We start from the raw sequence: 25,508 nt of genomic DNA on the forward strand, positions 1-25,508 counted from the left end.
CGGCGCCGCGCAGACAAGAGGTGGCCCTTTTTCATGGAGAAAGACGCAGTCGTGCAGCCCCAGTACATATACATCATGTTTACCCACACCGGCACCTGGTTTTCTAAGGTGCTGCGGCTGATCACCCGCAACGAGTTCACCCACGTCTCGATATCGCTGGACAAGTCGCTGACTCAGCTGTACTCTTTTGGGCGCAACACCATCAAGGAGCGGCCCTGGGAGGCGGGATTCGTGCACGAGGACCCCCGCGGGGGCGTGTACAAGGAGCTGAGTGGCACCCATTGCGTGGTGTATCAGCTGGAGGTGAGCAGCGAGCAGTACCTGCGCGCCAAGCAGATTATCGAGTACTTTTTGCGCAACCAGTCAGAGTTTAAATACAACTTCCCCGGGCTGTTTTTTATGGCGATGGGCTGGCCCAAACGCTTTCGCCGGCGGTTCGTCTGCTCGCAGTTCGTGGCTTTTGTGCTGGAAAACAGCGGTACGCTGCACTTTGAGAAAGACTTTAGCCTGATACGGCCGCAGGACCTGGGCCGCCAGAGCTTTGGAGCGGTGCTGTACCGGGGAGAGCTGGCCAACTACGACACGGTAGCGGGCTGAGGCAGGTTGAGGCAGGCCAAGGTGGGCTGGAGCGGACCGGAGCGGACCGGAGTGGGTCAGGACGCCCGCCCTCTGGTGATTTTGTACAGTTTTTTTACACCCGACACCCCAGAACAGGGCGGCGGGTATTTTTGTGTCTGGACCCGGTGCGAGCAGGGTGCTGGGGCCGGTGGGAGTCCGGTGACCGGCACTGGCGCAAATTTGTGTAAATGGCGGGTAAAACGGTGTAGCTTTGCCAGTTTCAGGCCTGATAATTGTGATATATGCACATATGTTGCAACTGTTCATAGGTCATTTTGCATTTTCGTGACATTGTCAATAGGAAAACAGTGGAGAGTATGCTAAACTGTAATGGCCGGTGCGGCGCGGGTATCTGCCGCCGTTTTTCGGTGGGGAGATGTGTTTGGCGCGGGCGTGCGGCCCGGCGCCCACATCGACTTTTTAAAGTAGCGGCGCGGTGTTTTTGAGCGGCCACCCGGGGGTTGCGGCGGTGGCCGGCCGCCGGACAGAGAGTTTTATGAAGAGAGAGGGAAGATACTTGAAAAGAGGAATCGCGATCGAACGGGACCGGTACTTCTATGGGTCGGTGCTGTCGCTGGCAGTACCGCTGGCGCTGCAGTCGGCGCTGATGTACAGTGTCACCACGTTAAACAGCATTATGCTGGGCGCGCTGGGCGAGGTGCCCATGTCGGCGTCGGCCATTGCCGACCAGCCCTTTTTGATCGTCTCGGGCATACTGCGCGGGCTCACGCTGGGCGGTGCGGTGCTCATTGCCCAGTACTGGGGCAAGGGGGACACCGACGCCATCAAGCGGGTGCTGGCTATCGCCGTGCGCAGCTCGGTGCTGCTGGCGCTGATCACCGCCGTCGCGGTCATACTGCTCCCCACCCAGATCATGGGCATCTTCTCTACCGATAAAGAGGTCATAAACGCCGGTATCAACTACCTGCGCATCGTGGCGCTGACCTATGTGATGTTTGCGGTGAGCAACGCCTACATGCTGTCGGTGCGCGCCACCGAGAACGCCAAGACGCCGCTGATCATCAATCTGGTCACCTACTCGGTCAACATCTTTTTGAACTACGGTTTTATTTTCGGCAAGTTTGGCCTGCCCAAGATGGGCATTACCGGCGTGGCCATCGGCACGCTGATCGCCCGTATCATCGAGCTGAGCTGCGTGCTGGTGCACATGTTCTTTATAAACCCCCACGTGCGCATGAAGATCAGCGACTTTATGCACAAGGACAAGGTGCTGTTTAAAGACTTTTTGTCTTACGCGGCCCCGTCGATGCTCAGTGAGATGATCTTCACCATCGGCATGGCGGCCTACTCGGTGATCTTTGGTCGTCTGGGCACCACTACTATTGCCGCCAATACGATCGCCGAGGTGCTGCACCGCATCGGCTCCACCTTCCTGTCGGGCCTGTCGGGCGCCTCGTCGGTCATCATCGGCAAGACCATTGGCTCGGGCGATATTCAGCGCGCCAAGCTGCAGAAAAAGACCTTTAACGTGCTGGGCATGGGGCTGGGCATCTTCACCATGATCCTGGTGTTGTCGATCAAGAACCTGGTGTTGGGCTTTTACAACATCGCCCCCGCCACTCATGCTATGGCCGACCAGATGATCATCATCAACGGCCTGTGCATGATCGCCTTCGCCTACGAGTCGCTGTATGTGACCGGGCTGCAGGTGGGCAGCGGCGATACCACCAACATCCTCATCTACACCACCGTGATCATGTGGGGCATTATTATGCCGCTTGCCTTTGCCGGGGCATTCTGGTTTAAATTCTCCCCCATCGTGGTGTTCATCATCCTCAAGTGCGACTATGTCATCAAGGGCTTTTACGGCTACTTCCGCACCCGCGGGAGCAAGTGGATCAAGCAGGTCACCCGCGACAAAGAAGCGCTGCAGGAGCACTAATCGGCCGTTTGCCGGCAGGTGCGAAGACATAAAAAATTAGGCGGCGTCCCACCCGTTTGACGGTGGGGCGCCGCCTTTTTTGCGCGCTGGGGAAAAAGCTGCTGGCCCCCGGATAAAGCGGTGGGCAGCGGGGGAGGAGTGCGGTGACAGCGCGGGGATATGCGGGCCCGAGCTGACGCGGTGTGCCCCGCCGGCGAGCCGCCCGCGCCGGGATGGGCCGCAGAGCGGTACGGCGCAAAGAGAGAGACCCGCCAGCCGGCTGTTTTGCCGGTGCAGGCGGATCTCTCTTGAGTGGGCGACACCTGGGTGGGGTGAGGAATTTCAGGCGCCGTAGGGGGCGCTGTGGAAGGAGCGCAGCTCCTCTACAAAGATGTCGGTGAGGGTGGGGTCGAACTGGGTGCCGCGGCAGCGCAGCAGCTCGGCGATAGCCTCGTCGATGGTGCGGGCCTTTTTGTAGGGGCGTTTGGAGATGATGGCATCGAAGCTGTCGACCAGCGTGAGGATGCGCGCCAGGTAGGAGATCTCCTCCCCCTTGAGACCGTGGGGATAGCCGCTGCCGTCGTAGCGCTCGTGGTGGTGCTCGACCAGGTCGGCCACAAAACTGAGGCTGGGCAGGTTGCGGATGATGTAGGCCCCGTCGCTGGGGTGCTTTTTCATCTCGGCCCACTCCTCGTCGGTCAGGGCGATGGGCTTGAGCAGGATCTCTTTGGCGACGTTGATCTTGCCCACGTCGTGCACGTAGGCGCCGTAGAGCAGGGCGCGGCTGTCTGCGCGGCTGAGGTGCAGACGCTTGGCCATGAGACTGGCGTAGTACACCACCCGCTCGGTGTGGCCGAAGGTGTACAGGTCGCGGGAGTTGACCACCGAGATGAGCGCCCGGATGGAGGAGAGACTGTTTTCGAAATCGTCGGTGTCGCCGGCGGCGCGGAACTGGTCCAGCAGCGAGACGTACACCTCCACCCGGTTTTTGCGGAAGAACTTGGCCCGGTAGAGGGCGTCGTCGCACTCCTGCACGAACTGGTTGCAGGAGAGGTGGCGGCTGCTCAGCCCGCACACCCCGCAGGAGATGGTGAGGCTGCCGGCGGGGAGCAGCTCCTGCCCGTAAAAGGGGTGCTGGTCTATGGCATCGCGCATCTGCCGCGCCAGAACAGTGGCCTGCTGCTGGTCCATCCCCGGCAGAATACAGGCGAATTTGGCGCCGCTGTAGCGAAACAGCTGCCCCTTTTGCCCGGCGGTAGAGGCCAGCAGGTCGGCGGTCTCTTTTAGGGCCAAGTCGCCCTGCTGGTGGCCGTGACAGTCGTTATAGGTGGTGAAGTAGTCGATGTCGGCAAAGATGAGCGACAGGGGCGTACCCTCTTTTTGGGCGGTGTCGTAGCACAGCTGTACCGCGTCGTAGAAGTTGCGGTGGTTGAGCAGGCCGGTGAGGCCATCGGTATTGATCTGCCGCTCGAGACTGGCGATGTGTTCCTGGCGCATCTGGGCGTAAAAGCCCAGCGCCCAGGCAGTGACGATAAAGGCACCGCAGAGCAGCAGGTCATTTTGAAAATAGAGGTTGACCCCGCCTTTTACCGGCGCCCACACCAGGTCGATACCGACGATGGACAGCGAGGCGAACACCGCCAGGTACAGCCCGGCACGCATGCCGTACTCGAAGGTGTAGCTGATGATGAGGAATAAAAACAGGATCTTGTACTGGCTTTGGTACAGGCCGGTGACGGCGATGGCACACAGAAAGATGGCGCTCATCAGCACACATTCCAGCACCTTGAGCTGGCGGGCGTATCTGCCGGCGGCCCGGTAGACGTTGGAGATGCACAGAAAGACGGCGATACACACCCCACACACCGCCAGCGGCGCGTAGAGCAGGTAGAAGTAGGTGCCGTGGGCCTCGCCCGCCTGCTGGTAGATGAACTGGAAAAAGGCGATGGAGGCAAAAAACAGCGATAACAGGCGCACCGAGAACAAAAAGTCCCGCACGCTGGGCTTATAGGAGGTTTTGTGAGGGGCCATTTCTTCTCCTTTTCTATGGCGACGGGAAGGCCGGACAGAGTATGTTGGGGCCCCATCGCGCGAAAACTGCCGGGCGAGATAAGCGGGCCCAGGCGGTAGAGGTCACCGGACAGCAGGAGAGGGGGGCATACGTCGCCCCCCTCTTATACACCCTACTTGCGCAGGCTTTTCGGCTCTTCGGGCTGGTAGAAGAACCACAGGCAGGCCGAAGACGCCATCAGTGCGGCGGCCAGTGCCGCCACCGCGGCAAAAGCGGCGTATGCTCTCTTCTTCATCGCGTTCACCTCCTTTTATGGGGCGCTTTTGGTGGTGTGCACAAGGCCACAGGCCCTGCGCATATAGGAGCGCCGCCGGCGTTGGCCGGGGCGCGTGGTCAGTGAAAATGTGTGGCACGGCTACAAGCTGGGCGTACCGGGCCGCTGGACGACTACTTTTGCAGTGGAGGCTTACAGGCGGCCCAACAGCTTGCCGCCGAGACGGGTGAGCGTGAGGACCTGCCACAGCACTGCCAGCAGTACCGCCACCGTCACTGCCGGCAGCGGGCCGGGGCCGAATACGAGAGCGGCGGCGCCGGCGGCGGTATAGCACCCGACCACTGTCAGTGCGCCCCGCCGCAGCTTTTGGCAGCGCTCTTTACTGGGCAGCGGCTTGTTGGGGCTGTCGACCGGGGCGCGGGCCCCCACCACCGCCAGGCAGAGCGCACAGCTGGCCAGATATGCCGCCAGCAGCGGCGGCCGGGATACCGACCGCGCCAGCAGGGTGGCGGCCAGCGCGGCGGCGCCGCAGACCAGCAGGGTAATGAGCGCACAGCGGCCGGGCGTGCTGGCATGGGCGCCGCCGGCAAAGCGGCGCAGCAGCGAGCCGGCCAACACGGCGGCTAGGCAGGGCCAAAAGGCGCCGATCGCCCAGCCCAGCAGAGCGGTGCCGGCCAGCAGAAACGCCGTTTGCAACAATCCAAAAAAGCCGTAGGCCAGCACCTCGATCTGCTCGGGCGGGTAGTGCAGCGCCCCGCCCACCTTGTTGGCCAGCGCGCGGGATAGATGCTCCATGGGCAGGGCCTCGACTTTCTGTTACGGGGTGGGGGCGGTGTTTTTGCGCCGGCGGTACAGGCGGACGATAGCGATGGAAAGCGCCAAAAATACCAGTGCCGGCACCCCGGCGATGGACTTGTACACGGGGTCGCCAAAGATGGCCAGCACCTGGTCTTTAAACAGCAGCTGCAGCAACACCACGTTGATCCCCTCACCGAGGATGAGCAGCAGGGTGACCATCAGGCTGCTCTTGATGGCGCCCAGCACCTCGATCTTGCAGACGTTGACGGCCAGCAGGATGAGGATGATGACGTTTAGGATGACATAGACCCCGTTGGCCAGCGGCAGCATGCGCGAGCCGATGGTGGTGAGCACCAGTATGGCCCCGCAGATACAGTAATTTTTGGCGCTGACCCGCCGCCCGGCGAAGGTGTAGAGCCCCCACATGAGCAGCAGTACCTCGGGGATGTCGCGCAGCAGCTGGGCCAGCAGCTGGATGATATCGAATTTCATGAAATGCTCCTTTTGGGGGCGGGCGCCCCGCCGCCGATAGACAGCTGGTGGAAGTGGCGCAGCGTGCAGTACACCGCCAGAAAGCCCATGACCCGCACCAGAATATCGCCGATGCTGAGCACGCTGTAGCCAATGTCGATATAGTCGGTGAGCACCTTGAGCCTGGTGGCGCTGCCGCCGAGCACGTGCAGGCTGCCGCCCAGATCGAGATTGCGGGTGTTGACGTAGCCGGTGAGGTAGGAGAGCGTGGGGTATACCGGCATTTTGCCGCCGTTGGCGGCCATGGCCAGATTGTTTAAGATGCTGCCGGCGAACACGCAGCCGGCGCTGATCAGGCAGGCCCGGTACTGCTGATAGCAGATGAGCGGCAGGGCCAGCGCCACCATGTAGGTGGTTTTGATGATGGGGGCGTAGGGGATAAAGGTGTACACCCCGAAAAAGATGCTGGCCTGAAAGCCCAGCGTCACCACTTCGAACAGGTAGATGGGGTAGAGCAGCTTGGCCTGACGCAGGCCCCGCAGCGCATACCCCCGCTTGTGGGCCAGCAGCACGGCCAGCAGCAGCGTCTCGATCACAGATAACTCCTCTATTTATAAAGTGGACAAACTCTTATACAAAGCCATTATATAGCAATTCGACAGAGACAGTCAATATAAACATAATTTATCTACAAAAAAGCGGTCACAATACCAGGGATTACCAAACGAAACGCCAAAAAGACCCATAAAGTGTGACTTTATCCCACGATGTGATAGCGATCGAGAAAAGAGGTGTCGACCCAGTAGCGGCGGTAATCGCTGCGGTCGACGTACACCCGCACGGTGCTGCCGACCAGCGCGGTGGGATCGGCCCACAGCGAGTCGCTCTTAAACTGGTAGATGGTGCTGCTGCCGGGGTCTACATACTGGGCCCACACCACCCAGGGGCTGCGGCCATTTACATGAATGCAGGCATCGCGCTGCACGTCGGTGACCTGGGCGGTGATGGGGCGACCGTTTTGCAGCAGATACTGCCGTCGGCGGCGCTTGCGGCGCTGATAGTACAGCAGCCCGGAGCCGATGCAGGCAAATATCAGCCCCAGCAGCGCGAAGATAAAGCCCATTAGAAATTGGCGCACCGCCGGCTGGCCGGGGCGGTCGGGGTCGATATAGAGGGTGATGCGCTGCCCCACGTACATGGAGGAGCTGTAGTAGTTGAGCCGCACCCCGCTGTACGCCTGTCCGCCGGCGGTGTAGTCGACATAGGCGGTGCTGCTCTCGAGGGCGGTAATGGACCCCACTACCGGCTGGCGGCTGGCCAGGTCTTGCCGCTGCAGCAGGTAGAAGGTAAGCCCCAGCAGCAGGGCCAGCACGCCCACGGCGGTAAACACCGCGCCCAGCGTGCGGTAGGGGCTTTTTTGACGCTGATCTGTCATGGGCAGTCCTCCCGAAAAAGAGCGCCGATAGCTGCATCGGCGCTCTTTTTTACTTTTTTGTTGGAACGGGACTTAGAAGCCGCGCTCCTCTAGCAGTTTGATGCCCTCGAGCACCACACGGATGGCTTTCTCGGTGTCGTGGTCGAAGGGATTCTCCATGCCCAGCGCCTTGCGCTCCTGGTTCTGCACGCAGTGCATGACCGCACCGGCCTTGGCGCCGATGGCGGCACAGACGGTGAACAGGGCAGCCGATTCCATCTCGCTGCCCAGGGTGCCGGCGCGTTTCCAGGCCTCCCAGCGGTTGAGCAGCTCGTAGGATACGGGCATGCGCTCGGGGGAGTGCTGGCCGTAGTAGGAGTCTTTGCACTCCACCACGCCGGTGTGGTAGCGGTAGCCCAGGTTTTTGGCGCCGTCGCGCAGAGCCACGGCCATGTCGAGATCGGACACGGCGGGGAACTCGATGGGCAGGTACTCGCGGGAGGTGCCCTCGGCGCGGATGGCGCCGGTGACCACCACCACGTCGCCGCCCAGCACATCCAGGTGGATGCCGCCGCAGGTGCCGATGCGGATGAAGTTATCCACCCCCAGCATGTGCAGCTCCTCTACGGCGATAGAGGCGGAGGGGCCGCCGATACCGGTGGAGCAGACCACCACTTTGGCATCGCCCACGTAGCCGGTGTAGGTGACGTATTCGCGGTTGACGTTGATCTTTTCGGGCCTGTCGAGCAGGGCGGCGATCTTGGGCACGCGGCCAGGGTCGCCGGGCAGGATGGCGTATTTGGCGCCTTTGATATCGTTTTTAGAGATCTGCAGGTGCCAGATCTTCTCGTCGGGGGCTAAATCTACCTGTGGCATAGTCGTATTCCTCCTGTAATCGTGCGTAAAAAGTGGCGGGCGAGCGGACTTGCTTGGCGCCCGTGCGATATAGGAATATTGTACCACTGTCCACAGGGCAAAAACAATGGAGAAAACAGAGATATACCGGCCTGTTTTTTAGCGGTATTGAGGGGGATAGACCGCTGCCGGTCAGCTGGGCTCGGCCGCTGTTTTTTTGAGGAACTTGCCGTCGGCGGTGACGTCTTTGATCCATTTGCCGGAGTAAAAGCGAACCAGGCAGCACAGGGCCTTGATTAGGTAGTAGGATTTGGTGAGCAGAAATACCGCCCACATGGGCCAGTGGAGCACAAAACCGGCGATAAACACCAGCGGGATGCCGATACCCCACAGACAGAGGTTGGTAAAGATCATGTTGAAGGTGGCATCGCCGCCGCCGCGCAGCGTGCCGGCGGCGTACATGCCCTCCATGGCCACGATGGACAGCGTAAGGGCGGACAGTGTGAGGAAGTTGTCGGTGACGGCCATGGTCTCGGGAGTTATGGCGTAGAGGCCCAGCAGCCAGTTTTTGCCAAAGTAGAGAAAGGCGCCTGAGAGAAAGCCCACCGCCCAGCACATGAGGTGAAAGGCCTTGGATTGGGCCATCACCTTTTGCCGGTCGCCTTCGCCGACGGCTTTGCCGATGAGCACACAGGCGGCGCTGCACAGGGCAAAGGTGAGCGAGGTGCACAGCTGCTGCAGTGCGTAGGAGACCGAGTAGGCGGCCATAGCGCCGGTATCCAGCCGGCCGAATACCAGCGGGTACATGGTGCTGCCCACGCCGAAGAGTACCTCGGTGATGGTGATGGGCACCAGCAGCCTGAAAAAGCGGTGCTCGATACCCCGGTCGAAGCAGAAAAAGCTGCCCAGCGTGATGTGCACCGTTTTTTCGAAAAATTTGCAGTAGATGATGAGGGCCAGCAGCTCGATGATGCGGGCACACAGCGTGCCGATGGCCGCGCCGGTGATGCCCAGTGCCGGCAGCCCGAACTTGCCGAAGATGAGACAGTAGTTAAAGCCGATATTCAGCGAGTAGGAGAGCATGTTGATGAGCATGGGCACGCGCACGTTCTCGATGGCCCGCAGCGAGGTGATGAGCGTGATGGAGATAGCGTACAGCGCGTAGGAGAGCGAGTAGATGCGCAGGTACCCCGCCCCGGCGGCGATGACGGCCATATCGCTGGAAAAGATGCGCATGATGGCCACCGGCTGCAAAAACACCACCACAGACGCCGCCAGACAGATGAGGAAGGTGTAGCGCATGCAGGCGGCGATGACTTTGGGGATGGCGGCGAGATCCCTCTTGCCCCAGTACTGACTGAGCAGCGTGGCGGCGGCGCCGGTGGTGCCGTAGGTGACGCTGTTGACGATGGCGAACACCTGGTTGCCCAGCGACGAGGCGGCCATGGCCGTTTCGCCCAGCTGGCCCAGCATGACGCTGTCGACCATGCCCACGCTAAAATTGAAGATGTTTAGGAGCGCCACCGGCAGGGCGATAGCCAGTACCGACTTGTAAAACTGGCCGCTGCGCTCGATCTGTAGCCGCAATCTCAATGCGATACCCCCCTTATATAGGCCGCCCCCTCAGGGCGGCAGTCAGGCCCGGCTGCTTATCGGCTGCTCTTTTTTGGCGCTGGTAACGTCTTTGATCCACTTGCCGGAGTTAAAGCGCAGCTGGCAGCAGATGGCCTTGATGACAAAGTACAGCTTGGTGCACAGAAATACCGCCCACATGGGCCAGTGGAGCCAGAAACCGGCGACGAACACCAGCGGGATGCCGACCAGCCACAGGCAGATGTTGGTGGAGATCATGTTGAAGGTGGCGTCGCCGCCGCCGCGCAGGCTGCCGCCGGCGAACATGCCCTCCATCCCCACCGGCAGCATGGTGATGGCCGAGAGCACCAAGAACTGGTCGGTGATGTGCAGCGTGTCGGGGCCGATGGCGTAGAGGCCCAGCAGCAGGTCTTTGCACAAAAACAGCGCCAGTGCCGACACCAGCGAGATGGCCACGCACAGCCAGTTGAAGGTGCGCCCCTTACGCATGACCGCCTGGCGATCTCCCTCGCCGATGGCTTTGCCGGTGAGCACGCAGGAGGCGTTGACCAGCCCGAAGATGGCCGAGGTGAACAGCTGATTGGCGGCAAAAGCCACCGAGTAGGCGGCCATGGCACCGGTATCCAGCCGGCCGAACACCAGCGGGTACATGGTGCAGCCCACCCCGTAGAGCACCTGGGTGACGGTGGTGGGCAGCATCTGTTTGACGTAGGGCAGTTCCACCCGCCGGTCGAAGTGGAGCAGATCGTGAAGGCGCAGGGTTATGCGCCGCTCGGCAAAGGTGAAGTAGAGCAGGATGACGACCAGCTCTATCACCCGCGCCAGCAGCGTGCCCGCCGCTGCGCCGGTGACCCCCATCTGGGGAAAGCCCAGCTTGCCGAAGATGAGACAGTAGTTGAGGCAGATGTTCACCGAGTAGGAGAGCACGTTGATGAGCATGGGGAATTTGACGTTTTCGATGGCGCGCAGCGAGGTGATGAGCGTGATGGAGACGGCATACAGCACGAACGAGAGCGCATAGATGCGCAGGTAGGTGGTGCCGGCGGCGATGACCGCCGCGTCGCCGGAGAAGACGCCTATAATGGTTTGGGGGAACAAAAACACCACCGCTGCCGCGACCGCGCACACCGCCACCGTGTAGCGCAGACAGGTGGCGATGACCTTGGAGATGGAAGCGGTATCCTGTTTGCCCCAGTACTGGGAGATGAGCGTGACGGCGGCGATGGTGGTGCCGAAAGCCATGCTGGTGATGATGGAAAATACCTGATTGCCCAGTGAGGCGGCGGCCATGGCCGTCTCGCCCAGCTGGCCCAGCATGACGTTGTCTACGCAGCCCACCCCGAATGAAAACAGGTTGAGTACGGTGATAGGCAGGGCGATAGAGAAGACCGAGCGGTAAAAGCTGCGGTCGGCAAGCGGCTGTATGGCGTGTTTCATAAGAGAGATCTGCCTCCTCGCCATCGGCGGCGCAGGCGAGGACCGCCCGCCGCATCGACGGCTATTCTGCATTTTATGTTAGACCAAACCCGGCGCTTTGTCACCCTGTAAACCGGCGGCTGCCCACTTTTTCAGAGGGGCGCACAATTTGTACGGCCAGTTTTCGCCCACCGGTGCAGTTGCCACCATCTAAAAGAGCAGGCGTACAGAAATAACAGAAAAAGGGTCCCACCTCCGTCGTTTGGACGGAGGTGGGACCCGGGGCGTGGGAAGTTGCTTCAGCGGTGGACGAACCGCTGTAAAAAAGTGCGGGTATGGGGATTTTGGGGGTGCTCGAAGATCTGCTGGGGGGTGCCGTCCTCGGCGATGATGCCGTCTTGCATGAACAGCACCCGACTGGACACCTCGCGGGCAAACTGCATCTCGTGGGTGACCACCGCCATGGTCATGCCTTCGGCGGCCAGCTGGCGCATCACCGCCAGCACCTCGCCGACCATCTGCGGGTCGAGTGCGCTGGTGGGCTCGTCGAACAGCAGGATGTCGGGGTGCATGCAGAGCGCCCGGGCGATGGCTACCCGCTGTTTTTGCCCGCCCGAGAGCTGGTCGGGCCGGGCGTTTTGGTAGGCGGCCATGCCCACCTTTTTTAAGTATGTGAGCGCTTGAGCGCGGGCCTGCTCGCGGCTGGTGTGCAACACGTGCACCGGGCCGGCCATGCAGTTTTTGAGCACATTCATGTTGGCAAACAGGTTAAAGCTCTGAAAGACCATGCCGACCTTGGCGCGATAGCGGTCGACCTGAAAGTGCTCGCCGCCCACCGGCTGCCCGCGGTACAGAATACTGCCGGCGGTGGGGGGCTCGAGGTGATCGATACAGCGCAGCAGGGTGGACTTGCCTGAACCGGAGGCGCCGATGATACAGATGACGTCGCCCCGGCTGATGGAGAAGTCGATATCCCGCAGCACGATGTGGGCGCCGAAACGCTTGCTCAGGTGCCGCACCTGGAGGATATCGGCGGCGTCGGTGGAGGATAGGGGTAGTTCTGCGGCGGATAACGGCGCGATAGCCATGGTGAAAACACTCCTTTTGACCAGGTACTTAGCGGGTGGCGGTCATACGGTGCTAAGCGCCGGGGTCCTCTACCAGCGCATAGGCCCGGGGGCCGGCCAGCTTTTTTTCGATGAGACGCAAGAGCAGGGTAGCTGCGGTGGTGAGAGCCAGATAGATGAGACAGGTGATGAAGAACACCTCGAAATAGCGCAGATAGGTGCCGGCGGCGGAGCGGGCGAGGTAGAACAGCTCCCCCACGGTGATGACGCTGAGCACCGAGGTATCTTTGATGTTGCTGACCAGATAGTTGCCGATCTGGGGGATGATGGCCCGCAGCGCCTGCGGCAGGATGACCAGCCGCATGGCCTGAAAGTGGGACATGCCGATGGCCTGCGCCCCTTCGAGCTGGCCGGGGTCGACGGCCTGGATGCCGCCGCGGACCGTTTCGGCCATATAGGCGCCGGTGTTGACCGAGACGATGAACAGGCCGGCGGCCAAGGGGTCCAGATCCCAGCTAAAAACTGCCGAGGCCCCATAAAAGATGACCATGGCCTGGACCATCATGGGCGTGCCGCGAAAGATCCAGACGTAGAGGGCCACCAGGCCCCGCACCAGCCGCAGCAGTACCTTTTGCGGCAGCGGGGTATCGGCATCGATGGGGACGGCGGTACCCACCCCGGCCAGGAGGCCGATGAGCGTGCCCAGTGCGGTACCGGCAGCCGCCAGATAGACGGCGATACCGGCGCCTTTTAAAAAGATGAGACCGTACTGGTCCCAGAGCAGGGCGATCCAGCCGAAAAATGTCTGCGGTGTGTCCATGAGAGAGAAAGCGCCTCCTTAACGCGCGGCGACAGGTCTGCCAGTCAGCGGTTGAGCGGCTGATCGCGGCAGGCGTCGTCCATCATTTTTTGCACTTGATCCTGGGGTATCTGGGCGATGGCCTCGTTTAGCTGGCGGCGCAGCTGATCGCTACCGCGGGGCAGAGCGATGGCCACCGACACGTCTTGGTCGGAGGCGCCAAAGGGGTCTTCTTCGCGCAGGGGGGCGATGGTCAGGTCGGGGTTGGCGATGACCGAGGCTTGGGCGGTGGGGCGGTCCATCAGCAGGCAGTCTACCTTGCCCGACTGCAGCGCTACCAGCATGGCCGGTACGCTCTCGAGGGCGGGCTGCTTGTCGGCGCCGGGGATGGCGTCGATCTGCCGGTACCACAGCGTGTTGAGCATAGAGGTGACCCGGGCGCCCGACAGCGCCTCCAGCGAGGTGGCACCGGCGTAGGGGCCGCTTTTTTGGACCAGGACCACCGAGTCGGAGCGGTAGTAGGGGCTGGTGAAATCCATTGTTTTTTGCCGCTCGGCGGTGGGGGAGATCATGGAGATGGCACAGTCTACTTTGCCGGTAGAGACCGCCATCATCAGGCCGTCCCAGTCGTATTTATAGGCCTGCAGCTGATAGCCGGCTCTTTCGCAGACGGCTTTCATGTAGGCCACCTCAAAACCGCAGAGATACTGGTCGCTGCCGGTGATGGGCACGGCGCCGTGGTCGCCGCTGTCCTGGGTCCAGTTGGTGGGGACGGTCATCCCCTCGAAACCCACCCGCAGCACCTTTTGGTTGCCGGTATCTTTTTGACCGCCGCACCCGGCCAGCGCTCCGAGCAAAAACAGCCCGGCCAGCAGAGCGGACAGGATCTTCTTTTTCACGAAAAGTGCCTCCTTTAAAGCTGGCAGATAGGCCGGCCGAGCCGGGTGCCCGGCGGTGACCATCTGCTCGGGATTGCCTCTATTTTAGCGCCCCGTGGCAGTAAAACAAGGCTTTATGGCAAACCTTAACAGCGCTTTAATTGCCGGGGGCGCTTTCTTAACGGGGTTTTAAATGGAGGGCCGTCTCCGCGCGCCGCATGTGGCCGCAAAAAAAGAGAGGACCGCCCCACGGGGCAGCCCTCTCTTTTTTAAACGGGTGCGGCGGCCCGGTACCGGCGGTGCGCTACTGCTCGGCCAGCGCCTTTAAGGTGGCCAGGATCAGGTTCCAGGTGCGCTCGAAGCTGGCCAGGTCCAGCGATTCGTCGGGAGTGTGGGCGCCGTCGGCGGTGGGGCCGAAGGCAATGATATCCAAGTCGGGCATCTTGTCTTTTAAGATGCCGCACTCCAGCCCGCCGTGGGTAGCCACGGCGACCATCTCTTTGCCGGTCTGCTCTTTGTACAGCTTCATGAACAGCTGACGCAGGGGGGACTCGGCCTCGTACTTCCAGCCGGGCATGGGGTCGGCCGGGGCGATCTCGATATCCAGCAGCTGGGCCAGTGAGCGGATCTCGTCGTCGAGGTGGTCGCGGATGGTGGGGTCGGAGGAGCGGATAAAGTCGGTCAGCTGTACGCCGGTGTCGTCGGTGGTAGCCACGCCCAGGTTGGACGAGCAGACCACCAGGCCGGGCATCTCCATGCTCATGGTGTACACGCCGTTTTTGACCAGGAAGATGAACTCGATGATCTGGCGGCTGTCGGCCAGCGACATCTGGCGCTCGGTGGCACCGGCCTTTTCGCACTGCAGGTACAGCCCGCCGTCGCTGGCGGCCAGCTCGGCTTTGGCGGTGGCGGCGATGTGGCTGGCGATCTCGATGGCCTTATCGCCCTGACCGGCGGGCACGGTGATGACCGCGTCGGACTCGCGGGGGATGGCGTTCATCTTGCTGCCGCCGGAGAGGGAGACGATGTGTACCTCCATCTGTTTTTGAATGCCGTGCAGGATGCGGCCCATGACCTTGATGGAGTTGCCCATCTCGTGGTCGATCATCGCTGCCGAGTGGCCGCCCAGCAGGCCGCGCACCTGCAGCGACACGGTGTCGCCGCCGGCTTTTTCCCAGCGCACCTTTTTGCTGATATCCTGCAGCAGGCCGCCGGCGCAGGAGACAAATACCGTGCCTTCGGGGCCGCAGTCGACGTTGAGCATATACTTGCTGTGCAGGTCGGAGGTGTCGACCTGCAGGGCGCCCAGCAGACCGATCTCCTCCATGGAGGTGAACACGCATTCCAGCGGGGGATGGACCAGGTCGTTTCTGGCCAGCAGGGCCATCATGTAGGCCACTGCCTGGCCGTTGTCGGCGCCCAGGGTGGTGCCGCGGGCTTTGAGCAGACCATCTTCGATGTACAGGTCGAGCGGGTCTTTTTCGAAGTCGTGCGCGGTGCCGGCATTTTTTTCGCAGACCATGTCCAGGTGGCCCTGGATCATGACCGCCGGCTTGTCCTCACAGCCGGGGGAGGCGGGCTTTTTGACCACCACGTTCCAGTACGTGGTGTCGATGCGGGCCTCGAGACCCAGATCTTTGGCAAAGTCGTACACGTACTGGGCTACGGCCTGCTCGTTTTTCGAGCCGCGGGGGATGGCCGAGATCTCCTCGAAATAGCGCAGCGCGTCGGCGGGCTCATAGCCCTTGATCACATATTCCATAGTGGCACCGTCCTTTATCTATAAATGAATTTTGGGCGCCGCCCCGGTCGGGGGAGGCGGTCTGTGCTCCCATTGTACACGAAAAAGGTAGAAATTTCAACGCCCCGGCGGCAATTCTGTCTTACCGCTTTAAAGGGGCGTGTCGCGGTGCAGCTGTGCTGTGCGTTTTGCCAGATGGGCAGTTTTTGGCGGCTGCTTTTGGCGGGATTGCCGGTTTTTGCCGCCGGAGGTTGACATTTGCGGCCGGTCTTTTTATAGTAGGGTTATTGGAAGTGCTATTTTTTTTAGCCAGGTTGTAAAAACGTTTTTACAACCTGGCCGACCAAAAAGGAGAATTGCTATGGCTAAGACGAAAGTGCTGTTTGTGGGCGAGTCCTGGTTCATCACCACCATTGAGACCAAGGGCTTTGACCAGTTTACCATCGGCGGGTACGAGACCGAGATCCAGCGGGTCATCGACGCGCTGGGCGACGATTTTGAGGTGACGCATATGCCGGCGCACGAGGCGCTCAACAGCTTCCCCGAGACGCTGGAGGAGCTGCAGCAGTACGACGTGATCATGATCAGCGACGTGGGGGCCAATACCTTCCTGCTCAACCCCAAGACGTTCCAGCGGTCGCTGCGCACCGCCAACCGGCTGGACCTGATCGCCGAGTTCGTGCGGCAGGGCGGCGGCTTTGCCATGATCGGTGGCTACCTGACCTTTATGGGCATCGAGGGCAAAGGCAAATATAAAGGCACAGTCATCGAGGATATTTTACCGGTGGAGCTGCTGCCCGGCGACGACCGGCAGGAGCACCCGGAAGGCATTATGCTGCACTGCGACGCCGACAAGAGCGAGCTGCTCAGGGGCATGCCGGCCCAGTCGAGCTATCTGCTGGGCTACAACAAGCTGATCCCCAAACCGCAGGCGCAGGTGCTCATCGACTACCAGGGAGACCCCATGCTGGCCTGCTGGGAGTGCGGCGAGGGCCGGGTGTTCACCTGGGCCAGCGACTGTGCCCCCCACTGGATGCCGGTGGAGTTTTGCGAGTCGGACTTCAACAAGACCATGTGGCGCAACATGACCGCCTGGGCGGCGCACAAATAGGCCATATCAGGCTATAGAGGGGCAAAACAGCGCCGCTTGCGGCGGCGAGTGAGGAGGAGCATGCCAATGAGCCAGCTAGACACATTGCGCCAGACCTTGGCGGCGCACAGAGAGGAATACCTGGATATTTTAAAGCAGCTGGTGCGCTGCGACACGCAGTGCATCGGCCACGGTATACTGGGCGGCAAGGAGAGAGCAGGCCTGGAGGTGTACGAGCAGGTGGTGCGCGGCATGGGCGCCCAGGTGCAGCTGGAGCCGCTGGACGAGGACAGCGTACAGAGAGCCATTTGCACCTATAACGACGGCAACGCCGGCCACAACTACGACGACCGCTACAACGTGTATGCCACTTTTGGCAAAAGTGAGCCGGGCAAGCGCTCCATCGCCTTTAATGCGCACATGGACGTGATGCCGGTGGGCGAGCTTTCGTTTTGGGAGAGCGACCCGTTCGACCCGGTGGTGAGGGACGGCAAGCTGTACGGCCGCGGCTCGGGCGACGACAAGGGCGGAATCGCGGCGGCGGTGGCGGCAGTGAAGCTGCTGCAGGACAGCGGTATCGAGATCCCCGGGCAGGTGCAGCTGCACTGTGTCAGCGACGAGGAGGGTGGCGGTAACGGCAGTATCAACGCCGCCATCAAGGGGCACCGGGCCGACGCCTGCGTGATCTGTGAGGCCACCGGCAACAACGCGATCTGGGCGCATATGGGCTTTGTGTTCTTTAAGGTTGAAGTGACCGGCAAGAGCCTGCACTCGGCCCAGAAATGGCTGGGGGTCAACGCCATTGAAAAAGCGTGGAAGCTGGTAGAGGCGCTGCACGAGCTGGAGAACGACTGGCTCATGCGCTACCGCCACCCGCACCTGCCTTCGCCCAGCCTGAATATCGGCGTGATCGAGGGCGGAACGGCCGGTTCGACGGTGCCCGATTACTGCTCCTTTAGCCTCTGTCTGCACTACATTCCCGGCATGATGACCCACGCCGAGGTCATCCGCCAGGTAGAGCAGTGCATCGCCACCCGTGCCCAGGGGGACAGCTGGCTGCGCGAGCACCAGCCCAAAGTCACCGTGTACCAGCAGGGACAGGGTTTTGAGCAGGATGTGTGCGAGCCGTTCCCCCAGGCGGTAAAGACGGCGATGGAGCAGGTGCTGCCCGGCTACGGTGGGCAGTTCATCGTCAGCAGCTCCGGCTGCGACGCCCGGATATACAAAAACATCTTGGGCATGCCCACCCTGATCGTGGGACCGGGCGACGACTCGGTGGCCCACTGCCCCAACGAGTACGTGCCGCTGGACGAGTGGTACGACGCGATCTTGCTGTACGCGCAGATCATCTTGGGCTGGTGCAGCTAGCATAAAAAGACAGGAGGGAGGAGCCGATGGCGGCCCCTCCCTTTTTTGTGTGCGGCGGGTGATGGGGCAGGCCCTCAGACCCGCCGGCGGGGCCCGGTACGGCGGGCACCCGAACGGGCCCCGGCCACCGCCCCGCCGAGCATCAGCACCGCGCCCAGCAGCTGGCGGGCAGAAAGGCGCTCCTGCAGAAACAGGGCGGCGAACACCAGTGCCGACAGCGGCTCGACATAGCCGCAGATGGCTACCGAGGCCGCCGGCAGCAGCTGGACAGCGGAAAAGTACAGGTAGCAGCCCAGGCCGGTGTGCACCACCCCCAACAGCAGTACCGGGACGAGGTCGGCCGCCAGCGCCGGCAGCGACAGCGGCGGGCCCGCCCCCAGAAAGAGGGCGGTAGTGAGCGCGCCGGCGACCAGCTGTACAGCGGTGCCCGGCAGACCGGTGATGCTGGCGGCCTTTTTGTCAAAGACCACCATGACGGCGTACAGTACCGCGGCACCGGCGCCACAGAACAGACCGGCGGCGCCCAGGCGCCCCGGTGCGCCAGTACCGGTACACACCAGGCCCGCCAGCACCACCAGCAGCCCGCCCACCTTGGCCCGGGTGAGGCGCTCGCCAAACAGCAGCGGCGAAAGCGCCATGACCAGCACGGGGCCGCAGTAGTAGAGCAGGGTGGCCATGCTCACCCCGACTTGCGCATAGGCGGTAAAGAGCAGCACCCAGCTGCCGCCCATAGCCGCCCCCGACACCGCCAGATAGAGCAGGTGCCTTTTGTCGGGGCGATGCAGCCGAGCGCCGGAACAGCCCCACACAGCCAGCAGAAATACGCTGCCGATCAGGGTGCGCAGCAGTGCGATCTGGGTGCCGGGGAGGTCGATAGAGCTGGCTACCACTCCGTTGAGACCGAACAGCAGCAGCGCTGAAAAATACTTTAGATAGGCTTTGACCACGGTGTGTGCTCCTCTCTTGTTGCAGATGTGTTGCAAATGGGATACAGATACCGTATCATATAAGAAGAGCATACAAAAGCGAATGTTTCTCATACATAATATGAGGAAAACAGATGGAGAATCGCGATGGACACCAATTTGCAGAAATACCGCGCCTTTATCGGGGCGGTGGAATGCGGCAGTTTTACCAGCGCTGCCCAGCGGCTGCACTACTCCCAGTCGGGCATCAGCCGCATGATCGGCGATCTGGAAAGAGAGTGGGGCATGGCGCTGTTACAGCGGGGGCACGCCGGGGTGCAGCTGACTGCACAGGGGGCCCGGCTGCTGCCCTACGCGCGCGAGGTGTGCCGCGCGCACCAGCAGCTGCAGAGCCAGATAGAGGAGATAAACGGTCTGCAGACCGGGCTCATCCGCATCGGCACGTTTTCCAGCGTGGCCACCCATTGGCTGCCGGGCATCATCAGCCGCTTTCAGCAGGATTACCCGGCTATCGACTACGAGCTGCTGCTGGGCGACTACACCGAGATCGAGGGCTGGATAGCCGAGGGGCGGGTGGACTGCGGCTTTTTGCGGCTGCCCACCCGCCCGGAGTTTGAGACCGTGCCGCTGCAGCGAGACGAGCTGTTGGCGGTGCTGCCGGAGGATCATCCCCTGGCCGGGTGCGACTGCTTTCCGATGAGGGCTCTGTGCGACAGCCCATTTATGCTGCTGGAAAAAGGGGGCAGAGCGGAGATCGCCGGCATATTTGAGCGCTGTCACCTGACGCCCAACATCCACTTTACCACCTGGGATGACTACGCGATCATGTCGATGGTGGAGAGCGGGCTGGGCATCAGCATTTTGCCCCGGCTGATCTTACAGCGAGTGCCTTACCACATCGCGATCAAGCGTTTGCAGGTGCCGGCTTACCGCGAGATCGGACTGGCGCTGCGCAGCCGTAAGACGGCCCCGCTGGCGGTGCGGCGTTTTTTAGAGTACCTGCAGTACCGGCCCGATATCCGGTAGAGCCGGACCTTTGAGCGGGCGTGCTGCCGATATAAGATATTTGCACCCGGCGGCGTTACCGTCTATAATAGGACCTGACGACTGCCGGCCGCGAGGCGGGCAATACAGAGGGGCCGGGGCCCCGGCAGGAGCGCAGTATGAAAGAGCAGATCACCATCAAAGACATCTCGCAAAAGGCGGGAGTGGCTATCTCCACCGTGTCGCGGGTGCTCAACGGCAAGGACCGGGTGAGCCAGAAGACGCGGGAAAAGGTGCAGAAGATCATCGACGAATACGGCTATGTGCCCAGCGCGGCGGCGGTGTCGGTAGTGCGCAAAAAGACCAATATGGTGGGGGTCATCATCCCCGAGATACGAAACCCATTTTACTCGGCTATCATCCACGGGGTGGACATGGTCTGCCGCCAGAAGGGCTATAACGTGTGCATGTTTTCGACCGGCGACGAGGCGGCCACCGAGGAAGAGCTGGTAAAGACGGTGGTCAGCCCGCTGGTGGACGGCATCATCGCCGTGACCGCCACCGACGGTGCGGTGTACAGCGACCGCCGCAAGCCGGTGGTGTTTGTGGACCGGCAGATAGACAGCAGCCGCTTTGACAACGTGATCATCGACAACCGGGGCGGCATGTACGCAGCCTGCCGGCACCTGATAGAGAGGGGGCACCGGCGTATCGCCTACATCTCGGGCCCTATGAAGTACTGCAACGGCTATGGGCGCATGGAGGGCTTTACCAGCTGTATGCGCGCGCATGAACTGCCGGTAGATGAGCGGCTGGTGCTGCACGGCGACTGGTTTGAGCAAAACGGCGAGCGCGCCGCCCGTCAGCTGCTGCAGGAGCGGGAGCAGACCGGGGTGACGGCGATCTTGTGCAGCAACAACCTCATCTGTAAGGGCTGCTATACGGCCCTGGCCGAGGCCGGGGTGCAGGTGGGGGAGGAGCTGTCGCTGGTGGGATTTGACGAGCACGACTTCATGCATTTTGCCACCCCCAAGATCACCTATGTGGCCCGCCCCACCTACGAGATGGGGCAGTTGGCCGGCGAGCTGCTGATACAGAAGATGGAGAGCGGCCAGCAGTATTTGGGCGAGGAGCGGGTGCTGCCGGTGGAGCTGGTGGAGCAGCAGTCGGTAAAAGAGCTGCGGTAGCGCCTGAGGGCGGCCGACATGGTCGGCAGAAGATGTGAACAAATTGTAAAAACAGCGGATAAAATAGAAAAAAAACGCCTTTGACGAGCAGTCAAAGGCGTCTTTTTTATGCTATGAGTGGGGAAAAAACGGTGACAAATGAATGATATATCGCACGAAAGAGATGGTATATAAAAATGTGTACCGGCGTGCTGACGCGGTGGCGGCAGGCGGCATGATCGGGGATATGAGGGGCCGACTCGTTACCGCATATGTGGGCGGCCTATTTGTCGCAACTGGAGATACGGCAGGGGCACGGTACGAAAAGAATATCGCGACCGGTGACGTTACTAAGAGATGAGATCTATGGGATCGCCGGGAGCGTAATCGCGCGGGGCGGGCGCGCTGATGAAGGCGGCAGCCAAAAGAGGCGAGAGACCGCCGCCGGCAGCTACGCAGAGGTCATCGGCGGTGACGGTTTGGCCGGCGGCAATGGGCCGGGCGGCGGCCAGACCGGTATAGGTGCGGCTGCGCTCGATCAGGTCTTGCTCGATCAGGTCGCGCCGGCCGGTGCCCAGCGCACCGCCCAGCCGACGGATGGCGGCGGCCAGACCGGCGAACTCCTCCATCGACAGCGTGTGGGGGAGCGGGCTGTCGAGGTGGACCGGCTTTTGCACCACCTCGGCCCCGATGGCCACGGCGGCGATGGCGGCTTCGATGCTGCGGGTGTGATCGGCGTAGCCCACCGAGCACTGCAGAGAGCCCTTTAAAAGGACCATAGCCCGCAGGTTGGCACGGTCGGCCGGCACTTCGCCCTGACTGCCCGACTGCAACACGGTGAGCGGGCCGGCCTGCAGCTGCTTGAGGTAGCTGGCGGCAGCCTTGAGCTCGGGCATGGTGCACAGGCCGGCCATGGCGATGATGGGCCGGCCGGTGGCGGCGGCCAGCTCAAGGGCCTGGGGATCGGCCAGCAGATGGCCGGGCAGGTGCAGGAGCGGTACTGACAGCTGGCAGAGCTGCGAGAGAGCGGTGAGATCCCACGGGGTGGGGAGCAACAGCACCCCGGCGCGCTCGGCCTCTTCGCCAAGGGCGGCGATGTGCGGCGCACCGATGGGGCTGGGTGCCTGTTGCTGCGTGCAGAACCGCAGGCTGGCGGCAGTGGCCCCGCACCGGGCGGCCAGACGGATAAATTCCTGCGCCTGCGCGGCGCTGTGATAGCGGTCTTGCAGATCGGCGATGAGTACAGTGGACTTCATGGGGAGGACCTCCTTTGTGGTGGGCGGGGATCGAAATGAGATGCGGCACGGGATATACGGGTTTTCTAAGTGTATAAATCAATATGAAATATACATATTGTATATATCGGAAATGGCTGTGGAGAGAGCGAGTGAGAGAAATACTGGGTTTGAGGATGGAACTGGAGATGTGGATAGGAATGGGAATGAGGATGAGGAGGAAGATCACTGCCTGCGGCGCCGGTCGCCCGGTCAGCCGCAGATACTATCTGTTCTATGCCGCAACGATGGCCGAGCCGGACAGCAGGGTGGACACCGCAAAGAGGTGCGCGTTGCAGAAATTTATTAAAAGCCATCTGGCGGCAGGCGGTGAGCGGAGCAGTGCAGAGTATGGTTTTAGAGTGGAGCAGCAGACAAGATTTGGTTACAGCGAAGACGGGGACTGAGCAGAAAGATATGTATAGAAATAAAGATAATATACAAATAGTATTACATAGTAATGCCGGCGCTGACGGGGAGAGCCGAAGGTACAAACAGATGATGTGTAAGTGAGTGTTGTGTAATGGGAGAGCCGGTGCATGCACAGACAGCGGGGAGATGATCTTGGCAGATCCGCTGGATGCACGGGGCCCAGGAAGAGCGGGGGATCTGGAGACAACAGCTGTTTTAGCGCGGGGAATAGGAAGGTATGGGTTTGCACAGGGGGATGCTGATCGCCCGACGGCGGCCCCCATTTAAAAGGAGAGCTGGCGAGTGTTGGTGTGTTGCCGTGATACATTCATGTAAAAAGCGGGCCCGTGTATGGTGGAGACCGCAGTATATGGCGCAGGTAGTCGCACAGTGCGGCGATATAGTGGTATCTGCCGGGCCGTGTGGCGCCTGCAGACGGAGGGAAGAGCGCTGTTTGCCGGCGGCGATCGGACCGGTAACACTGCCTGGTGGGGCGCGGTGCGGGCGGCGCAGACCGGGGGATAGTGTGGCATCGGGCTGTTTTTTGTTGGGCGGAAAAACTGCCGGCAGGGCGGGGAGCGGCCACCACTGCGGCGGGTACGGTTGGACAGATAGGCGGCAGGACAGCTGGGCGGTGGGGCAGTGGGACGGCAGGAAAGCGTATCTGTACCATTCGTTGCCCTGGAGCGCATGAGGTGGCTTTTTATGAGTGAGGGGCCGTGCTAGGCACTGCTGGTTGGAGCTTGGTGGTGCGAGCGGGTTTAGACTGCGGGGCATTGTTGCTGGCGAAGAAGATGAGGTGGGCTGGGGTGACAGCTAGGGCTGGACGATCTTGGAATCCATATTGAAGAGCAGCTTAAAGCTGTCGCCGTGGCGGCCCCAGACGGATGCCACATGAAAAGTGCCGGCCAGGTCCCGGTCGCGGCTGTCCGCCACCTCGGTCTGGAGGACGTAGTGCAGCATGACCTGGTCGGGGCGGGCGTAGATGACCTCCATGTGGGTGATGGTGTAGCTGCTGATAAAAAAGTCGGCAATGATACCGGCGTATTCGCTGCCCAGACAGCGGCAGCCGCCGCAGATCATGACCGCAGACGGAAAGACGAGTTCCTGAAAAGCAGCTGTGTTCTGGTGCAGAACTGCCTCCCACAGAGCGTGTTCCAGCGAAATGACTTGCTCTTCCATATTTCTCCTGACTGGGTTTTTAACCCTTGGCGGCGCTGAGGCGCTGCTTTTTTATATAGTCTAACGTGGGCGGGGGAGAGTTGTCAAACAGGACTACTTAGGCAGTACCCGGACTGTGGGTGCCGCTGGGTGGCTGGCCGCTGTGCTGGATGGCGGACTTACCGCGCAGCTGCAAATGAAGCGGAAGAAAGGCCCGGCATTTGAGGTAAGGAGTAGGGGCACCTGATGGGGGATGGAAAACGACAGAGCGCAGGCGGGTGATGGGAACCTGGCTGTAGCGGATATTACAAAAAACAGGCGGAGGTGAGCGCCACGAGCGAACGATCTGCCGGGGCGGGACCTCTTGGGGCGCGTGCCGCGTGTAGAAAAACAGTACCCCGATACATGTGAGATGTGGCGATCGTGATGAGGTGAGACCGGCTTATTTAAAAACGGACGGAGCCTATTTGCAGCTGGCGATATGTTTGCTGCTGCCGGCCTGTATCTGCTACACGGGCAAGTATTTTACACAAAAATGAAAATGGCGCAAAAGCCGGCACCACCGCAAAACGAACACCAACATCAGCACCTACATCTACACCAATACCAACATCAGCACCAGCACATATCCAGACCTTGGCTGTACTGCTGTGCTGTTGTGTTGTTGTGCTGTTTTACTATTATTGGCGACTGTGTTTTGGACGGGCACCTGCCATGGATGCCTATTCTGCGCCGGACACAGATGAGACAGCTGTCTCCTGCTCGTTATAGAGCAGGCGGCGGACCTGACCTATCCACGTTTGATAGTTCCCCTTTTTGAAGGTACCGCTGTCAAATGGGTATTTGATCTCGGCACCAAAGCAGAGCTGTGTCAGGTGCTTTAGGGTCCAATTGATACCCGACATCCCGTAAGTGGCAAATGGTATCACCGTTTTACCTTCTAAATTGCACTGCGAAATGAATGCAGCTACAAATCCCGGTAGATCCTGTGCCCATACCGGATACCCCAATAAAACTACATCACAGTTCTGCAAATTGGGAATGGGCGTTTGAAAAGCCGGTGCAACACGTGCTTTTCTTTCTTTGGTGACCCGCAGGCAAGAAGTGATATAATTTCCATATGCTTTTTCTGGAATGATCTTCAAAGCTTCACATTGCAGATCCTTTTGAGCCTGTAATGCGATCTTTTCTGTGTTTCCGGAGCGGGAGTAATAGATGATCATTGCTTTCATGCGGTGACGTCCCTTCGCAAAAATTGTTTTTTGTTTACAGAAAATTTGTGACTGATCATACGGCATACAACGATGTGTT

At 60.9% G+C, this 25,508-nt stretch carries 24 protein-coding genes; 7 read left to right on the forward strand and 17 right to left on the reverse strand.

What is annotated here, in order from left to right; all coding sequences use genetic code 11:
- Positions 1 to 33 precede the first annotated feature (33 nt).
- Positions 34 to 597, forward strand: coding sequence for a hypothetical protein (locus H8K20_RS10905; RefSeq protein WP_154866945.1), 564 nt, complete (start codon positions 34 to 36; stop codon positions 595 to 597).
- A gap of 538 nt (positions 598 to 1,135) precedes the next feature.
- Positions 1,136 to 2,521, forward strand: a complete 1,386-nt coding sequence (locus H8K20_RS10910) for an MATE family efflux transporter (RefSeq protein ID WP_164998247.1) — start codon at positions 1,136 to 1,138, stop codon at positions 2,519 to 2,521.
- A gap of 321 nt (positions 2,522 to 2,842) precedes the next feature.
- Here H8K20_RS10910 and H8K20_RS10915 read toward each other — a convergent pair whose 3' ends face one another.
- From H8K20_RS10915 to H8K20_RS10975, 13 genes are all read right to left on the reverse strand, one after another.
- Positions 2,843 to 4,531 (reverse strand): bifunctional diguanylate cyclase/phosphohydrolase, encoded by a 1,689-nt coding sequence (locus tag H8K20_RS10915; RefSeq protein ID WP_186488424.1) that lies wholly within the window; start codon positions 4,529 to 4,531, stop codon positions 2,843 to 2,845.
- 152 nt (positions 4,532 to 4,683) lie between these two features.
- Positions 4,684 to 4,806 (reverse strand): cyclic lactone autoinducer peptide, encoded by a 123-nt coding sequence (locus H8K20_RS10920; protein WP_105205384.1) that lies wholly within the window; start codon positions 4,804 to 4,806, stop codon positions 4,684 to 4,686.
- A gap of 171 nt (positions 4,807 to 4,977) precedes the next feature.
- On the reverse strand, positions 4,978 to 5,580 hold the full coding sequence (locus tag H8K20_RS10925) for an accessory gene regulator ArgB-like protein (RefSeq protein WP_186488425.1): 603 nt from the start codon (positions 5,578 to 5,580) through the stop codon (positions 4,978 to 4,980).
- A 21-nt stretch (positions 5,581 to 5,601) separates the two neighbouring features.
- Positions 5,602 to 6,075: a hypothetical protein gene (locus H8K20_RS10930; RefSeq protein ID WP_105205382.1), complete on the reverse strand. Its 474-nt coding sequence runs from the start codon at positions 6,073 to 6,075 to the stop codon at positions 5,602 to 5,604.
- On the reverse strand, positions 6,072 to 6,650 hold the full coding sequence (locus tag H8K20_RS10935) for a DUF5317 family protein (protein WP_186488426.1): 579 nt from the start codon (positions 6,648 to 6,650) through the stop codon (positions 6,072 to 6,074). Before H8K20_RS10935 ends, H8K20_RS10930 begins: the two co-directional genes overlap by 4 nt.
- A 161-nt stretch (positions 6,651 to 6,811) precedes the next feature.
- A complete protein-coding gene (locus H8K20_RS10940) occupies positions 6,812 to 7,489 on the reverse strand; it encodes a DUF3592 domain-containing protein (protein ID WP_186488427.1) in 678 nt (225 codons plus the stop codon).
- A 72-nt stretch (positions 7,490 to 7,561) separates the two neighbouring features.
- A complete protein-coding gene (udp, locus tag H8K20_RS10945) occupies positions 7,562 to 8,344 on the reverse strand; it encodes a uridine phosphorylase (RefSeq protein WP_105205379.1) in 783 nt (260 codons plus the stop codon).
- A gap of 171 nt (positions 8,345 to 8,515) precedes the next feature.
- Entirely contained in the window at positions 8,516 to 9,916 is a 1,401-nt protein-coding gene (locus tag H8K20_RS10950) for an MATE family efflux transporter (RefSeq protein ID WP_186488428.1), read from the reverse strand.
- Positions 9,917 to 9,958: 42 nt separating this feature from the next.
- Positions 9,959 to 11,353: an MATE family efflux transporter gene (locus tag H8K20_RS10955; RefSeq protein WP_186488429.1), complete on the reverse strand. Its 1,395-nt coding sequence runs from the start codon at positions 11,351 to 11,353 to the stop codon at positions 9,959 to 9,961.
- 278 nt (positions 11,354 to 11,631) lie between these two features.
- Entirely contained in the window at positions 11,632 to 12,420 is a 789-nt protein-coding gene (locus tag H8K20_RS10960; RefSeq protein ID WP_207721552.1) for an amino acid ABC transporter ATP-binding protein, read from the reverse strand.
- 52 nt (positions 12,421 to 12,472) lie between these two features.
- Entirely contained in the window at positions 12,473 to 13,219 is a 747-nt protein-coding gene (locus H8K20_RS10965; RefSeq protein WP_186488430.1) for an amino acid ABC transporter permease, read from the reverse strand.
- 44 nt (positions 13,220 to 13,263) lie between these two features.
- On the reverse strand, positions 13,264 to 14,097 hold the full coding sequence (locus H8K20_RS10970) for a transporter substrate-binding domain-containing protein (RefSeq protein ID WP_186488431.1): 834 nt from the start codon (positions 14,095 to 14,097) through the stop codon (positions 13,264 to 13,266).
- Between the two features lie 283 nt (positions 14,098 to 14,380).
- On the reverse strand, positions 14,381 to 15,838 hold the full coding sequence (locus H8K20_RS10975; protein WP_186488432.1) for an aminoacyl-histidine dipeptidase: 1,458 nt from the start codon (positions 15,836 to 15,838) through the stop codon (positions 14,381 to 14,383).
- A 340-nt stretch (positions 15,839 to 16,178) separates the two neighbouring features.
- On the opposite strand from H8K20_RS10975, the gene H8K20_RS10980 reads away from it, so the two are divergent.
- Both H8K20_RS10980 and H8K20_RS10985 read left to right on the forward strand, forming a co-directional pair.
- A complete protein-coding gene (locus H8K20_RS10980; protein WP_186488433.1) occupies positions 16,179 to 16,928 on the forward strand; it encodes a glutamine amidotransferase in 750 nt (249 codons plus the stop codon).
- A gap of 66 nt (positions 16,929 to 16,994) precedes the next feature.
- The gene (locus tag H8K20_RS10985; protein WP_186488434.1) at positions 16,995 to 18,275 is read left to right on the forward strand and encodes a M20 family metallopeptidase; all 1,281 of its coding nucleotides are present in this window, start codon (positions 16,995 to 16,997) and stop codon (positions 18,273 to 18,275) included.
- A gap of 74 nt (positions 18,276 to 18,349) precedes the next feature.
- Here the strand turns inward: H8K20_RS10985 and H8K20_RS10990 are convergent, their stop codons facing one another.
- Complete coding sequence (locus H8K20_RS10990) at positions 18,350 to 19,222, reverse strand: EamA family transporter (protein ID WP_186488435.1); 873 nt, start codon at positions 19,220 to 19,222, stop codon at positions 18,350 to 18,352.
- Between the two features lie 126 nt (positions 19,223 to 19,348).
- Here H8K20_RS10990 and H8K20_RS10995 point away from each other — a divergent pair, with 126 nt between their 5' ends.
- Together H8K20_RS10995 and H8K20_RS11000 are read left to right on the forward strand one after the other, a co-directional pair.
- Positions 19,349 to 20,227: a LysR family transcriptional regulator gene (locus tag H8K20_RS10995; RefSeq protein ID WP_186488436.1), complete on the forward strand. Its 879-nt coding sequence runs from the start codon at positions 19,349 to 19,351 to the stop codon at positions 20,225 to 20,227.
- A gap of 137 nt (positions 20,228 to 20,364) precedes the next feature.
- Positions 20,365 to 21,372: a LacI family DNA-binding transcriptional regulator gene (locus H8K20_RS11000; protein ID WP_105205368.1), complete on the forward strand. Its 1,008-nt coding sequence runs from the start codon at positions 20,365 to 20,367 to the stop codon at positions 21,370 to 21,372.
- A gap of 329 nt (positions 21,373 to 21,701) precedes the next feature.
- Here H8K20_RS11000 and H8K20_RS11005 read toward each other — a convergent pair whose 3' ends face one another.
- Entirely contained in the window at positions 21,702 to 22,607 is a 906-nt protein-coding gene (locus tag H8K20_RS11005; protein WP_186488437.1) for an N-acetylneuraminate synthase family protein, read from the reverse strand.
- 131 nt (positions 22,608 to 22,738) lie between these two features.
- Here H8K20_RS11005 and H8K20_RS11010 point away from each other — a divergent pair, with 131 nt between their 5' ends.
- Positions 22,739 to 23,032 (forward strand): hypothetical protein, encoded by a 294-nt coding sequence (locus H8K20_RS11010; protein ID WP_186488438.1) that lies wholly within the window; start codon positions 22,739 to 22,741, stop codon positions 23,030 to 23,032.
- 820 nt (positions 23,033 to 23,852) lie between these two features.
- Here H8K20_RS11010 and H8K20_RS11015 read toward each other — a convergent pair.
- Both H8K20_RS11015 and H8K20_RS11020 read right to left on the reverse strand, forming a co-directional pair.
- The gene (locus tag H8K20_RS11015; protein ID WP_186488439.1) at positions 23,853 to 24,218 is read right to left on the reverse strand and encodes a DUF4440 domain-containing protein; all 366 of its coding nucleotides are present in this window, start codon (positions 24,216 to 24,218) and stop codon (positions 23,853 to 23,855) included.
- A 701-nt stretch (positions 24,219 to 24,919) separates the two neighbouring features.
- Positions 24,920 to 25,429, reverse strand: a complete 510-nt coding sequence (locus H8K20_RS11020) for a flavodoxin (RefSeq protein ID WP_186488440.1) — start codon at positions 25,427 to 25,429, stop codon at positions 24,920 to 24,922.
- Positions 25,430 to 25,508 lie beyond the last annotated feature (79 nt).

Source organism: Neobittarella massiliensis (ex Bilen et al. 2018), from assembly GCF_014269355.1.
Lineage (GTDB): Bacteria > Bacillota > Clostridia > Oscillospirales > Ruminococcaceae > Neobittarella > Neobittarella massiliensis.